We start from the raw sequence: 13171 nt of genomic DNA, 5'->3' as shown, positions 1-13171 counted from the left end.
GGCTTTTTTCTATTATTTTCAGGCCGGTCAGGAGATGGTTTGAGCGATTTTTTTACCGATGTACTGCGCCTGCTGCTGCGGCTGGTACTGGTGGCCGTGGGTGTCGTTTTCTTTTTAAGCCTGCTGGCCGCCGCCTTGGTGCTGGCCTTGGTGTGGGGGTTGCGCGCCCTGTGGGCGCGGCTGACGGGGCGCCCCGTGACGCCCTGGGCTACGCGCATCGACCCGCGTGCAGGCTGGAGTTCGGTGTACCGCTCCAGCACACGCTGGCGTGCCGCAGCGGGCACGGCACCCGAGGCTCCACAGGAGCCGTTGCCTGTGCATCTGCGGCCCTTGCCTGGGGCCGACGAAGTGACCGATGTGCAGCCGCGCGAACCCGGCGTAAAGTGATGCGGTGGTCGGCGCTTTGTCCGATGGGATAGACCCGTTCCTCTAAACACGGATTCCCTCCGTAACCCTATGATGCGTCCATGAACTCTGCCGATCTACAAGCCCTCTTCGACGCCCAGTACCAGGCCAGCCGTGCCCAGGTGAATGTGCCCCTGCTGGTGCGCCGTGAACGCCTGTTGCGCATGCGCAAACTCATCGACGAGCACAGTGGCACGCTGGCGGCAGCGGTCGAGGCTGATTTTGGCGTGCGTTCGCAACGGCTGACCGAGGTGGCCGACATGTTCGTACTGCGCACCCTTATTTCGCACACGCTCAAGCACCTCAACCGCTGGAGTCGGCCGCAAAAGGTGCGCACCCCCATCTACCTGCAGCCTGCCAGCGCCATGATCCAGCGCCAGCCACTCGGCGTAGTGGGCGTGGTCTCCCCCTGGAACTACCCCGTGCAGCTCGCCCTGGCACCGGCCATTACTGCGCTGGCGGCAGGCAACCGGGTGATGATCAAGCCCAGCGAACTCACGCCGCACACCTCGGCGCAGCTGGGTTTGCTGATCGCCCAGTTTTTTGCCCCCGACGAAGTGTGTGTCGTGCAGGGCGATGCGGCGGTGGCGCAGGCGTTCAGCGCACTGCCGTTTGACCACCTGGTGTTCACCGGCTCCACTGCCGTAGGCCGCAAAGTGGCGCAGGTGGCTGCAGCCAACCTCACACCCACCACGCTGGAGCTGGGCGGCAAGTCGCCTTGCATCATCGATACCAGTTGCGACCTGCAGGACGCTGCCCTGAAGATTGCGCACGGCAAGTTGCTCAATGCCGGCCAGACCTGCATTGCTCCCGACTACGTGCTGCTGCCCCGGGGCAGCGAGAGCGCATTTGCCGACGCTTACCGCGCTGCCGTGGCGCGGCTGTTCCCGCGCATCGCGGGCAACAAGGACTACGCCTCCATCATCAGCCCCCGCCACTTGGCGCGCCTGCGCACCATGCTGCAGCAGGCCCAGACGCAGGGCGCCGACGTGCAGAACATGGACCCCGCACCGGGCGCCGCGCCCGACCCGGCTGCCGCCGTGCAAGACGGCGGCACCAGCCGCCAGATGGCGCCGGTACTGGTGTTCGGCGCCACCTCGGGCATGCAGCTCATGCAGGAGGAAATCTTTGGCCCCATCCTGCCGGTGGTGTCGTACGAGCGGCTCGACGACGCCATTGCCCACATCAACGCCGGGCCACGCCCGCTGGCGCTGTACTGGTTTGGTGCCGACGACCGCGTGCGCGATGACGTACTCGCACGCACCGTGAGCGGTGGCGTGACGGTGAACGACACCCTCATGCACATTGCGCACGACAACCTGCCCTTTGGCGGCGTGGGCGACAGCGGCTGGGGCGCCTACCACGGCGAGTCAGGCTACCTGCGCTTTTGCCACCAGAAGTCGGTGCTGGTGCAGTCGCGCTGGGCCATGGGATCGCTGTTTTACCCGCCCTACGGCAAGCGTTTCGACCAGGTCATGGGTTTGCTGCGCCGCTGGCTTTAAAGGCCCTTGGCACCCTGTGCACAGGGGTGCCGATGGGCGGTGCGCAAGGCCTCTGAAAAGGCGGCAAATGCGTTTGCGGCGACAATGCGCCTCCGTTTTCTTTTTCGTTGTCCGATTCCGGTCGGTTTTCTCATGTCCAGTATCCAGGTTCGTCCCGCCACGCTTCGCGATGCCAAAGCCATTGCCCAGATCCATACCCTTGCCGCACAAGCCGCCTACCAAGGCCTGGTGCCCGAGGAACAGTTGAAATCCCTCTCCATCGAAAAACGCCAGACCTACTGGCGTGAAGCCATCGAGTTCTGTGAGCCCCAGGTCCAGGTGGCCGTCGAGGATGAAAAAATTGTCGGTTTCGTCGGTTTCGATCGGTCGCGCGACGAAAAATCCCGCCCCACCACCGGTGAAATCTGGGCCATCTACGCGGCTCCCACGCACTGGGACAAAGGCGTGGGCCTGGCCCTGTGGGATGCCGCCCGTGACGGTCTCCAGGAAGAAGGCTGTACGAATGTCACCGCTTGGGTGCCGCTGCGCAACGAGCGCGCGATCCGGTTCCACGAACTTGCCGGCTTCAAGCGCGAAATGACCACGGCCAAGACGGCGGTGGTCGGCGGCGTGAAGATCGAGGAAGTGCGCCTCAAGCGCCCCTTGAATTAGGAACAACCCCCTGTGTCGCTGCGCTCCTTCCCCCTTCTCTGGCATCGCTGCGCGATGCGGAAGGGGGACGCCCCCAGCGCGTCGGGACGGCCCTTGCGCGGGGCCGTTGGCCTGGGCCGCGCCAGTTTCACACGGCGCGGGTGGCGCGCAGCGGCATGACAACAAAGGATGATCTCATGATCGAATGGAACGAACAGGGCGAGGTACGCAAGGCGCACTGGCGTTCCGAAAGCGGTGCCCCGGCGCCGCGCCGCGTGGAACTGGCCATGGACACCTTGTCCGCCGACTCCGCCTATCGCCTGGCCTGCGCCGGCACAGCCATGCTGTGGCGCAGCGATTTTCAGAACGCCCGGCTGATGCTGCAGGCCTTGCAGCGCCGTATCGAGGACAAGCCGCCCAAGGCGGCTGCCCGTGCTGCCGCCAAAATTGCGGCATCCACACCCGAAGAGGTGTTTCACTTGCACCGCCAGGCGCAGTCGCAGCGGGCGCGCACGCTCTCCACCCTGGTGATCCGGGTCGAAGGTGACTACAGCATCCAGCTGCGGCGCGCCCCCGACTGGAAAGAAGCGCTGATCGAAGCCTGGGGCCCCGCCACGGGCGAGGCGCAGGTGGTGTCGCTGCGCGAGCTGCTGGGCGTGGTGGGCGCGCACGAATGGCGCAAAAAAGGCGTGGAAATTGCCGCGCTAGGCGATGCGCCCAACAACCGCATTCATCCGCACTACGGCGTCTTCTCCCCGGTGCGCGGTGAGTACATTGACCTGGTGGCGCACACACCGCTGCCGTCCAAGGCGCTGGCGTTTGATATTGGCACCGGCACGGGCGTGCTCGCCGCTGTGCTGGCCCGCCGAGGCGTGCGCCGCGTGGTGGCCACCGAAAACGCGCCACGCGCCCTGGCCTGCGCCCGGGACAACCTGCAGCGCCTGGGGCTCACCGCGCAGGTCGAGCTGCAGCACGTGGACCTGTTTCCCGAAGGGCAGGCGCCGCTCGTTGTCTGCAACCCGCCCTGGATGCCGGCACGGCCGAGCTCGCCCATCGAGCATGCGGTATACGACGAAGGCAGCCGCATGCTGCGCGCTTTTCTGGCCGGGCTGGCGGCGCACCTCACGCCGGATGGCGAAGGCTGGCTGGTGCTGTCCGACCTGGCTGAGCACTTGTGCCTGCGCCCGCGTGCACAGCTGCTGGAGTGGATGGCCGCGGGTGGCCTGCGTGTGCTGGAGCGCCACGATGTGCGCCCCGTGCACGCCAAGGCCACCGCATCGGGCGACGCGCTGCAAGCAGCGCGCGCGGCGGAGGTTACCTCGCTGTGGCGGCTGGCCGCCATCGCTTGATGGACTCTTGATTTTGTAGCTGTTAACGCTTTCTGGATAAGCGTTAGAGGCCAATTTACCTCTGATATTCGTGCCTGCTGCACCTGCACCTTTGTTGCTGCTTGCCCCGATGGAGGGCTTGCTCGATTTTGTGCTGCGCGATGTGCTGACCCGCGTGGGCGGTGTGGATCGCTGTGTCTCCGAGTTCATTCGCATTACCGGTACCTTGCTGCCTGACAAGGTGTTCCTGCGCTATGTGCCGGAACTGCTCCACGGTGGGCGCACCCTGGCCGGTGTGCCCGTGCGGGCGCAGCTGCTGGGCTCTGACCCGGTGTGCATGGCCGAGAACGCTGCCAGCCTGGCCGCGCTGGGGCCCGAAGGCATCGACCTGAATTTCGGCTGCCCGGCCAAGGTGGTGAATCGCCATGGCGGGGGCGCCGCCTTGCTGCAGGAGCCCGAACGCATTGCCACCGTAGTCGCCGCCGTGCGCCGTGCGGTGCCTGCGCACATGCCGGTCTCCGCCAAAATGCGCCTGGGCTTTAACGATGCCAGCCTGGCGCGCGAATGTGCCCAGGCCATGGAGGACGGCGGCGCCTGCGAGATCGTGGTGCACGCGCGCACCAAGCAGGACGGCTACCGGCCGCCCGCTTATTGGGAGCATATTCCGGCCCTGCGCGCGGCAGTATCGGTACCGGTGGTGGCCAATGGCGAGATCTGGACCGTGGACGATGCGCAGCGCTGCCGTGCGGTGTCGGGCTGCGATGCTCTCATGCTGGGCCGGGGCATCGTGGCCGACCCGGGCCTGGCCCGCGCCTTGCGCGCCTTTGATGCCGGGCGCCCGGGGAGCGATACCGTGGTGTGGGCCGACCTGGTGCCGCATCTCATGGATTTCTGGCGGCTGGTGTGCGCCGACCTGGAGCCGCGCCAGCGCGCCGGGCGGCTCAAGCAGTGGCTCAACCTGCTGCGCAGGCGCTTTCCCGAGGCTGAGCAGGCCTACCAGCAGGTGCGCACCATGACGGACCAGAAGGCCATCACCCTGTGGTTGAGCGCCTTGCAGACGGGTGCTACAGCAGGCTATCGGGCGCCAGCGGCCCCAGCAGCCTGAGCATCAGCCGCAGGGGCAGGCTGGTGTCGGGCTCGGTGTGGCTGTCGGGCAGGTCGCTGCCCTGCGGGGCGTGCCAGCGCAGTTGCCGGTCTTCGGTGAGCGTCACCTCCCAGGCCACTGCGCCCAGGGCCTGTTTGATGCGCTCGGTGACCTGGCCCGATAGCTCCTTGCTGCGGATCAGCAGGGCAATTTCAGTGTTTTGCCGCTGCGAACGCTGGTCCAGGTTCATGGAGCCTACTGCCAGTAACCGTTCATCCATCACCAGCAATTTGGAATGCAGCATGGCCCGCGAGCCGCCCGTGCTCCCCGAGGAACTGAAGGCACCGCGCAGGCCCGCAAGTTCGCTGCGCATTTCGAACAGCTCGACCCCCATGGCCAGCAGTTCGGGCCGGTGGCGTGCATAGCCCACATGTGCGATGGGGGCGTCGTTGGACGCCAGGGAGTTGGTCAGCACCCGCACCCGCACGCCCCGGGCACGTGCGGCGGCAAAGGCCTGGAGCATGTCGGGGCCTGGCACGAAGTAGGGCGAAATGATGAGCAGCTCTTTGCGCGCATAGCCCATCAACTGCAGCAGGCCATCGACCACCGTGTCTGTGGCGGCATCGCCCGCTACCGGAGCCGCCGCAGGGGTGCCTGGCGTTTTGCGCGCCGTGATCGACAACGGCGATGCCCCGGAGGGGGCCCGTTCGGGCAGCGGTACCGTACCGTTTGGCTCGTCGGAGGGTATCTTGGCCGGTTGGTCTACCAGGACTGCAGCGGGGGCCCAGACCAGCCCCGCCTGGGCCAGGTCCATGGGTTCCTGGTCCCAGATGTAGGCACGCTGGGCATCGCTGCCCTGGGGTTGGCCTTGGGGCTCTGTGGTGGGGTTGGGCGTCGCGGGCGTAGCCGCATCTGACGCATCGAAGCTGCTGCGCAGGGCATCGAGCTCTTTGCGTGTGATGAGGGATTGCACCGGGTAGGCGCGCTGGTTGTTCCAATAGCTGTCGAAGCTGCGCGAAAGCTCTTGCACCACAGGGCCGGCCGCCAGCACGTCCATATCCACAAAATTGCCACTTTCCGCATTCCCAAAATAGGCATCGCCCAGGTTGCGTCCGCCGGACACGCCCATGGCATTGTCGGCAATGAACAGTTTGTTGTGCATGCGCTGCTGCATGCGCTTGAAGTCCGCCAGCATGCTGAGCATGCGGCCCAAGCCCGAGCCGCGTGCACCGGGCACAGGGTTGAACATGCGCATTTCGATGTTGGGCTCGAAGGCCAGGCGCATCACCTGTGCGTCGCGCCCGGTACTGTGGAAATCGTCCAGCAGCACGCGCACCCGCACGCCCCGCCGTGCAGCGGCCACGACGCCGGTCAACAGGCGCTCGGTGCTGGCGTCGGCGTGGATGGCGTAGTATTGCAGGTCGAGTGTTTTTTCGGCTGCCTCGACCAAGGCCAGGCGGCTGCTGTAGGCCGCCTGCGGGCCGCTGAGCAGTTGGAACCCGGAGGGGAAGCGCGCACCCGCACTCTTGTGGCGTTCCTGCACCAGCCGGCCCAGTGTGGTGCCGGAGGGCGCTGTCAGGGCGTGGCTGACGGGCCGATCCACTTCCTGCGGCAATCCCGAGCAGCCTGTCGCCAACAAGGCCGCGATGCCTGCCAGCCAGGCCCGCCAGCCTTTGTGTGTCGGGGGCATCGCTGGGGTGGTTTGGGCAGAGGTGGGCGGCATGGTGTGGTGTCCTTCGGGGCAGCTTATGCCCTTTTGGGGTGCGCCGTGCAAAGCATGCGCTGGATCCGGTCGGGGCTCGCCCCAAGGTATAACCCGGCCGTATACGCGGATCTGTCGGACAAGGCGCTGCCAGCCTGTGTATTGCGTCCTTACATTTGCCGTGTTGGTATTGGGCCGCTCGAAATGCATTCGCAGGATGATGGGCTTGCTTGCTGCGCAGTGCGCACAAAAAAAGCCCCTATCGGTTCGCGCGAAGGGGGTTCTGTATAGCTATGTTTTTGATAGCTTCTGACGCTTTTCGGATAAGCGCCAGGTGCCAAAAAACACTTTATTTTGCAGCAGCACGTGCCTGTGCGATCCATTGGTCAAAGGTTTTTTGGTGCGCCTTGATCCAGCCTTCGGTGTGGCGCGTGATGTCGGCTGCGGTGTTCTCGCCCTGGGCCATGCGGTTGTTCTGTGCGTTGATGTCGTTGATCGACAGCTGCATCACCTCAAACAGCTTGCCTGCGGCGGGGTTCTTCTCCACAAAGGCCTTGTTGGCCACGATCTGCTGCTTGTTCACCACGAAGCCGTAGTTCTTGCCATTGGGCAGCTGGGTGTCGAGCTTGCCCTGCTCGCCGGGCAGCGAAGAAAACGGCACTTCCAGCCAGACCACGTCCTTGCCAGGCTTGAGCTGTGCGCTCACCCAGTAGGGCGTCCAGGTGTAATAAAACACGGGCTTGCCGGCCTTGTAGCGGGTGATGGTGTCGGCAATCAATGCCGAGTAGCTGCCCTGCTGGTGCGTGATGGCATCGCGCAGCTTGAAGGCGGTGAGCTGGTGCTCAATGACGGCCTCGCAGCCCCAGCCTGGGTTGCAGCCCGTCAGGTCGGCCTTGCCGTCGCCATCGGCGTCAAAGAGCTTGGCGATCTTCGGGTCGGTGAACTGGGCGATGTTGGTGATCCTGTATTGGTCGGCGGTCTTCTTGTCGATCAGGTAACCCTGCGCGGCATGGTCCGAGTACACGCCTTTGCGCGAGAGCTTGTCGTCGCCACCGGCGTTCTTGTAGAAGTCGGCGTGCATGGGGTTCCAGTGGTCGGCCATGAAGGTGGCGTCGCCATTGGCAATGGCGATGTGGGCCGTGGGGTATTCCACTTCCTTGATGGGTTGGACGTCGTAGCCGAGTGTCTCCAAGGCCTTCATGACCAGCTGGGTCTGGAATGTTTCTTCGGCGATTGAGCTTTTGAGCGGCTGTACCTGAATGCCCTTGCCGGGCAAGGATTCGGCGTTGGCGGCTCCGGCCAGACCCAAGGTGAGAGCGGCAGCGGCCAGTAGGCGGTGGATAGTGACGGGGGTTGTTGCATGCATGAAGGACTCCTGGCGGTAAAAAATGGGTGAAGGCCTCATCCGTGTGCGGATGAAGGGGCAGGGTGGCTGGCGGTCTGCGCGGTGGCGGCGGCTTGCGCGGGCCGGGCACGCAGCAGGCGCAGCACCAAGCCGGTCGGGCCAGTCTGCCACCAGTGGCGCACACCGCGGCGCGGTTGGCCCATGGCCTGGGTGATGCGGTCCAGCGTGATGGCCAGCAGCACAATGCCCAGGCCCCCGACGGTGGCCAGGCCCATGTCGAGCCGCCCAATGCCGCGCAGCACCATCTGGCCCAGGCCCCCGACGGCAATCATGGAAGCGATGACGACCATGGACAGCGAGAGCATGAGCGACTGGTTGATCCCAGCCATCACCGAGGGCATGGCCAGTGGCAGTTGCACCTTGAGCAGCATCTGCAGGGGCGAGGCGCCGTAGGCACGCCCGGCTTCGATCAGGTCGGGCCGCACCTGGCGGATGCCCAGGTTGGTCAGGCGAACCAGCGGCGGCAGCGCAAACACGATGGTGACGATGACGCCCGGCACATTGCCAATGCCAAACAGCATCACCACCGGTACCAGGTACACGAAGGCTGGCGTGGTCTGCATGGCGTCCAGGAAGGGGCGCATGGTGTTTTGTGCCCGGTCGCTGGATGCGAGAAAAATACCCAGCGGCAAACCGATGACCACGCAGAACACCAGCGAAGTGAGCACCAACGACAGCGTCACCATGGCCTCGGGCCAGATGCCCAGCATGGCCACCACCAGCAGCGACACTACAGCGCCCACGGCAATCAGGCGCCCGGCAAATTGCCAGGCCAGCAGGCCCAGCAAGGCGATCATGGCCAGTGCTGGAGCACTGGTGAGCAGTCCTTCCACCCAGGAAAGCGTGCCATCAATCGGTACGCGCACCGTCTGGAAGAAGGGGCGGAAGTTCTGCACCACCCAGGCCAGGCCTTGGTTGATCCAGGCCTCTATGGGAAGTGAGCCATCCCATAACTGGTGCAGTGCAAAGCCGGTGTGTTGGCCCGCAGCATCGGCTTGCGCGGTCAGGGCGTCGTGGGCATTGGCCGGTGCATCGAGCCAGCTGCTGGCGGCTGACGGGTCGGCGGGGGCGGTTGTCGTGCCCCAGGCGTCGGTATCGGGGGGCGCCGCTGCTGCCGCCGAAGGGGCTGCCGTGCTGTCCCAGGGCGATGGTGCCAAAGACGCGGCGTCGCCGCCCGTCGCCCAGGGGTTGGTGTCTGCGGGAGGCGCCAGCGGCATATCGGGCGCGGCCTGTTGCATCGCAGTGGATTCGTTCATGGTGCGTCTTTCAGTGGGCGAAGGCCATGGCGGCTTGCGGGGCAGCACTGGCTTCGATAGGTGGGGTGTCTCGGTCGAGGAACTTGAGCAGCGTGGTCTTGCTGATCACACCGGCCAGACGTCCGTCGCCCTTGACCACAGGGACCGCGCAAGGTGCATGCGCCACCTGGCCAAACAGGTCGGCCACAGGGGCGTCGGCAGCGATAGGCTCCAGGCCGTTCAAAAAAGCATGCTGCAGACCGAGCGGGCCCTGGTGACCGTCGAGCGCGCTGCGCAGCGAATCGGCAGACACGGTTCCCAGGTAGCGGCCCTGGGTGTTGACGATGTAAGCGAAGTCGCGGTCGTCGTTTTCGATCAGCTTGAGTGCGGCGCGCGAGCCCCGGTCGTTCTGTTCCGAAACGATGGTCAGCGGCCGACGCGCGATGTCACCCGCCTTGAATACGGCTGCTGCATCGACACCGCGCACAAAGTTGCGCACGTAATCATCGGCGGGGTGGCGCAGGATTTCATCCGGGGTGCCCACTTGCACGACCTGACCGTCTTTCATGATGGCGATGCGGTCACCGATGCGCATGGCTTCGTCCAGGTCGTGTGAAATAAAGACAACGGTGCGGCGCTTGACCTGCTGCAGGCGCAGCAGTTCGGTCTGCATCTCTGTACGGATGATGGGGTCCAGGGCGGAGAAGGCCTCGTCCATGAGCAGGATGGAGGGGTCGGACGCGAGGGCGCGCGCCAGTCCCACGCGCTGTTGCATGCCGCCCGACAACTCGTCGGGGTAACTGGCGCCCCAACCGGCCAGACCGACCTGTTCCAGTGCCTGGGCTGCCTGGGCCTGGCGCTCAGCCCGGTCCACGCCCGCCAGCTCCAGGCCGAAGGCGGTGTTGTCCAGCACGGTCATGTGCGGCATGAGCGCGAACGACTGGAACACCATGCTGATGTCCTTGCGTCGCAGGGCGCGTAACTGGGCGTCGGGCAGTGAAGCCAGATCGATACCATCGACCAGCACGCGGCCGGCGGTGGGATTGATCAAGCGGTTGAGCATGCGCACCAGCGTGGATTTGCCGGAACCCGACAAACCCATGACCACAAAGATCTCGCCAGCACCAATGGTGAAGTGGGCATCGAACACGCCGATCGACTGGCCTGTGCGCGCCAGAATGTCCTGCTTGCTGCAGCCTTGCCGCACCAGTTCAAGTGCAGTGTGCGGCGCGTCGCCGAACACCTTGAATACATGCTCAATGGTAATTTTTTTGGCCATGGATGATTTCCTTGGTAGATGGCAATCGGCCAGAGCGAATCGCTCCAATGCTGTTGCCACGCCCGGTGGTGCGAGTGCACGCGGGACGATGAAAATGTGGGGGCGAGGGTTGTGGCCCTCTGCTTCATATGGCGGCGGGCCATAAGAAACGGTCGCACACTTCAAAAGAGGTCGGGCTGAGGACTTTTGAAAGGTACGGGCAGCGTGCACGGGGTGCACTCTGCAGGGGTATCAGGCGCGCAGGGTCCGCCTTGATGAACGGGGCGCAGAGCCCGCGTAGCAGCCTGCAAGGGGCTGCAGTGGAAACGCATTACCTGCGTTGCAGGTGTTAAAGAAGGCTAAATTATATGGATTTGAAACATTTAGTCAAAACACAGGGTTTTGAAAATGTGATAAGCGTAAAATATCTCTAGAAATTTACGTCTTTTAGGCACCCTTTTGTCAACCCCGTTGCGCCTTGGGTGATTAACAAAGGGTTGTCGGCAATGCTGCTGACGGACGCACAGCCTGGCATTCGGGCCGGGGTGCCGCCCCACTGAACCCTTCTTCATGTCTTCCCCCCTCTCCCGCGACCCCCTGATAGACATCTTCAAGGCGCTGGCCTGCGCCTTGATCATCTGGCATCACCTGGCCTTTTACGGCCCTATGTCCGATGCCGTGCTGCCTTTGTTTCCCAGGCTGCTTTCCTGGCTGTACGACTATGGTCGCATGGCGGTGCAGGTGTTTCTGGTGCTGGGCGGTTATCTGTCGGTGGCGCATCTGGCCCCGCAGGGCCGGGCGCGATTTGGCAGTGCGCGTCAGCAGATCGTGCGGCGTTTTACGCGCCTGGTGGTGCCGTACGCGGTAGCCCTGGTCATAGCGGTACTGGCGACCGCCCTGGTGCGACCCTGGTTGGACCACCCCAGCGTGCCGGCAGAGCCACGGCTGCCCCAGTTGCTCGCCCATGCCTTGCTTTTGCAGAACATCGTGGATGAAGAGTCTCTGTCGGCCGGAGTCTGGTACGTGGCCATTGATTTCCAGTTGTTCGTGCTGGCGACGCTGCTGTTTGCCGGCGTCAGATCCGTAGGCTGCTTTGGCGACAAGTGGGGAGCCCTGGTGGGCAAGGCCATGGTGGTGGCGGGAATCGCGGCGTCCTTGCTGGTGTTCAACCGCCAGTCGGAGCTGGATATGTGGGGGATCTACTTTTTTGGTGCCTATGGCATGGGCATGGTGGTGTATTGGGCCGTTCGCTCACCCCGACCGGGGTGGTGGCTGACAGGGCTGGTCGCTCTGGTCGGGTTGGCTCTGGCCCTGGATTTTCGGGCGCGAATTGCCGTGGCCCTGGTGACGGCGTTGGTGCTGGCATGGGCGCTGCTGCGCCCCATCGTCTGGCCTCGCCATGTGCTGGTCTCCTGGATGCAGCAATGGGGGCAGATGTCCTATTCGGTGTTTCTGGTCCATTTTCCCGTTTGTTTGCTAGTGAACGCGTTGGTGCATGGGCTGTGGCCGAACACCGTGTTGCCCAATGCATTGGGAATGCTGACTGCATTCATGCTGTCACTGGCTGCGGGGCGGCTACTGTACCGCTGGGTAGAGCAACCGGCGCCCACATGGCACCAGGGTCTGCGCTGGCAAGCTGGTCTGGTGGGTGCGGGTCTGCTGGTCGTGCGGGCAAATGCCTGGATGTGATCGCCCAGCCATTGCGTGCCAGGTGGTTGTGACCGGCGTTCCGACCAGATCAGCGTTCTTCTGCTGCGCGCCGACCCTTGCGTTTGTGGTCAATGAACCACGCCAGAAAAGGCAGGAGCAACATGGAGCCAGGAATGACCCAGATGATCAGATAAGGGCTGACCGAGGACGCTGAACGCATGACCTGGCGCAGGTGCGTGCGTTCTTGTGCGCTCCAGTGCCCGAGGCGTCGTTGGCGCACCAACCACACTACGGATCCTTTCATTACCGTGAGTTCGCTGCGCAAGCGGGTTTTTTCGCGGGAGTTTCCCGCGAGAAAGGAACAGAACCAATCCGGTGCACGTTCCATGCGCCGTTGGAAGGCTGTGGTGGATTGCGGATCGAAGACGACTGCCTCCACCGGAGGCTCGTGGATGTTCGAGTCCGTCGTGGCGGATGGTGCGGTCAACGGGTGGGAGGGAGGGCGGTTCACTGGACCATTTTAGGATGGTCGTACAAGGTCAACGATGAAGTTCGCCAGAACGCTCGGGTTGATAGATGATTTCTGTCACATGGACGGTCATGCTTTTGCCGCCGGGACCAGGCCAGGCCAGTGCGTCGCCTACCGATAGGCCGAGCAAAGCACTGCCCACTGGAGCAAAGATGGAGATACGGTCTGCGCTACCGTCCATGTCGCGCGGATAGACCAGCGTCAGACAGAACTCCTTGCCCGTCTCGGCAATAGAAAACTTGACGGTGGAATTCATGGTCACGACCGTGGCCGGCATCTGCTCGGGGGCGAGCACTTCGGCGCGGTCAAGCTCTGACTGCAGTTGTGCCTTGTTTGGAAAAACGCTGGAAGGAATGGCTGCGAGCAGGGTTTCAATGCGGTCAAGGTCCAGCGAGGACAGGGTGATCGGTGGTTTGGACACGGTGGACTTCCTTGGCAATGCA

At 64.1% G+C, this 13171-nt stretch carries 12 protein-coding genes; 6 read left to right on the top strand and 6 right to left on the bottom strand.

Annotation, left to right across the window (positions count from 1 at the left end; genetic code table 11):
- The first annotated feature begins 39 nt into the window (after positions 1 to 39).
- The 5 genes from ACYVOC_RS10775 (at position 40) to ACYVOC_RS10755 (ending at position 4970) form a co-directional block, all read left to right on the top strand.
- Complete coding sequence (locus ACYVOC_RS10775) at positions 40 to 387, top strand: hypothetical protein (protein ID WP_116004388.1); 348 nt, start codon at positions 40 to 42, stop codon at positions 385 to 387.
- 80 nt (positions 388 to 467) lie between these two features.
- On the top strand, positions 468 to 1907 hold the full coding sequence (locus tag ACYVOC_RS10770) for a coniferyl aldehyde dehydrogenase (protein ID WP_116004387.1): 1440 nt from the start codon (positions 468 to 470) through the stop codon (positions 1905 to 1907).
- A gap of 132 nt (positions 1908 to 2039) precedes the next feature.
- Complete coding sequence (locus ACYVOC_RS10765; RefSeq protein WP_116004386.1) at positions 2040 to 2558, top strand: GNAT family N-acetyltransferase; 519 nt, start codon at positions 2040 to 2042, stop codon at positions 2556 to 2558.
- 176 nt (positions 2559 to 2734) lie between these two features.
- Positions 2735 to 3886, top strand: coding sequence for a methyltransferase (locus tag ACYVOC_RS10760; protein ID WP_461161802.1), 1152 nt, complete (start codon positions 2735 to 2737; stop codon positions 3884 to 3886).
- Between the two features lie 109 nt (positions 3887 to 3995).
- Positions 3996 to 4970 carry a tRNA dihydrouridine synthase gene (locus tag ACYVOC_RS10755; RefSeq protein ID WP_116004385.1) on the top strand — a complete coding sequence of 325 codons (975 nt, stop codon included), beginning with the start codon at positions 3996 to 3998 and terminating at the stop codon, positions 4968 to 4970.
- Here ACYVOC_RS10755 and ACYVOC_RS10750 read toward each other — a convergent pair.
- The 4 genes from ACYVOC_RS10750 to proV all read right to left on the bottom strand — a co-directional run bounded on the left by ACYVOC_RS10750 (position 4930) and on the right by proV (position 10570).
- The gene (locus tag ACYVOC_RS10750; RefSeq protein ID WP_461161801.1) at positions 4930 to 6672 is read right to left on the bottom strand and encodes a phospholipase D-like domain-containing protein; all 1743 of its coding nucleotides are present in this window, start codon (positions 6670 to 6672) and stop codon (positions 4930 to 4932) included. The genes ACYVOC_RS10755 and ACYVOC_RS10750 overlap by 41 nt on opposite strands.
- A gap of 328 nt (positions 6673 to 7000) precedes the next feature.
- Positions 7001 to 8017 (bottom strand): glycine betaine/L-proline ABC transporter substrate-binding protein ProX, encoded by a 1017-nt coding sequence (proX, locus tag ACYVOC_RS10745; RefSeq protein ID WP_461161800.1) that lies wholly within the window; start codon positions 8015 to 8017, stop codon positions 7001 to 7003.
- A 35-nt stretch (positions 8018 to 8052) separates the two neighbouring features.
- Positions 8053 to 9312 carry a glycine betaine/L-proline ABC transporter permease ProW gene (gene proW, locus ACYVOC_RS10740; protein WP_461161799.1) on the bottom strand — a complete coding sequence of 420 codons (1260 nt, stop codon included), beginning with the start codon at positions 9310 to 9312 and terminating at the stop codon, positions 8053 to 8055.
- A gap of 10 nt (positions 9313 to 9322) precedes the next feature.
- On the bottom strand, positions 9323 to 10570 hold the full coding sequence (proV, locus tag ACYVOC_RS10735) for a glycine betaine/L-proline ABC transporter ATP-binding protein ProV (protein ID WP_461161798.1): 1248 nt from the start codon (positions 10568 to 10570) through the stop codon (positions 9323 to 9325).
- A gap of 549 nt (positions 10571 to 11119) precedes the next feature.
- Here proV and ACYVOC_RS10730 point away from each other — a divergent pair.
- On the top strand, positions 11120 to 12238 hold the full coding sequence (locus tag ACYVOC_RS10730; RefSeq protein WP_461161797.1) for an acyltransferase family protein: 1119 nt from the start codon (positions 11120 to 11122) through the stop codon (positions 12236 to 12238).
- A 49-nt stretch (positions 12239 to 12287) separates the two neighbouring features.
- Here the strand turns inward: ACYVOC_RS10730 and ACYVOC_RS10725 are convergent, their stop codons facing one another.
- Positions 12288 to 12686: a hypothetical protein gene (locus tag ACYVOC_RS10725; protein WP_461161796.1), complete on the bottom strand. Its 399-nt coding sequence runs from the start codon at positions 12684 to 12686 to the stop codon at positions 12288 to 12290.
- Positions 12687 to 12738: 52 nt separating this feature from the next.
- Positions 12739 to 13149 (bottom strand): nucleoside diphosphate kinase regulator, encoded by a 411-nt coding sequence (rnk, locus tag ACYVOC_RS10720; protein WP_233521144.1) that lies wholly within the window; start codon positions 13147 to 13149, stop codon positions 12739 to 12741.
- Between the last annotated feature and the right edge of the window lie 22 nt (positions 13150 to 13171).

Source organism: Simplicispira piscis (assembly GCF_054783455.1).
Note: the sequence above shows the minus strand (reverse complement) of the source record. Positions and strands in the feature narration are given on the sequence as shown.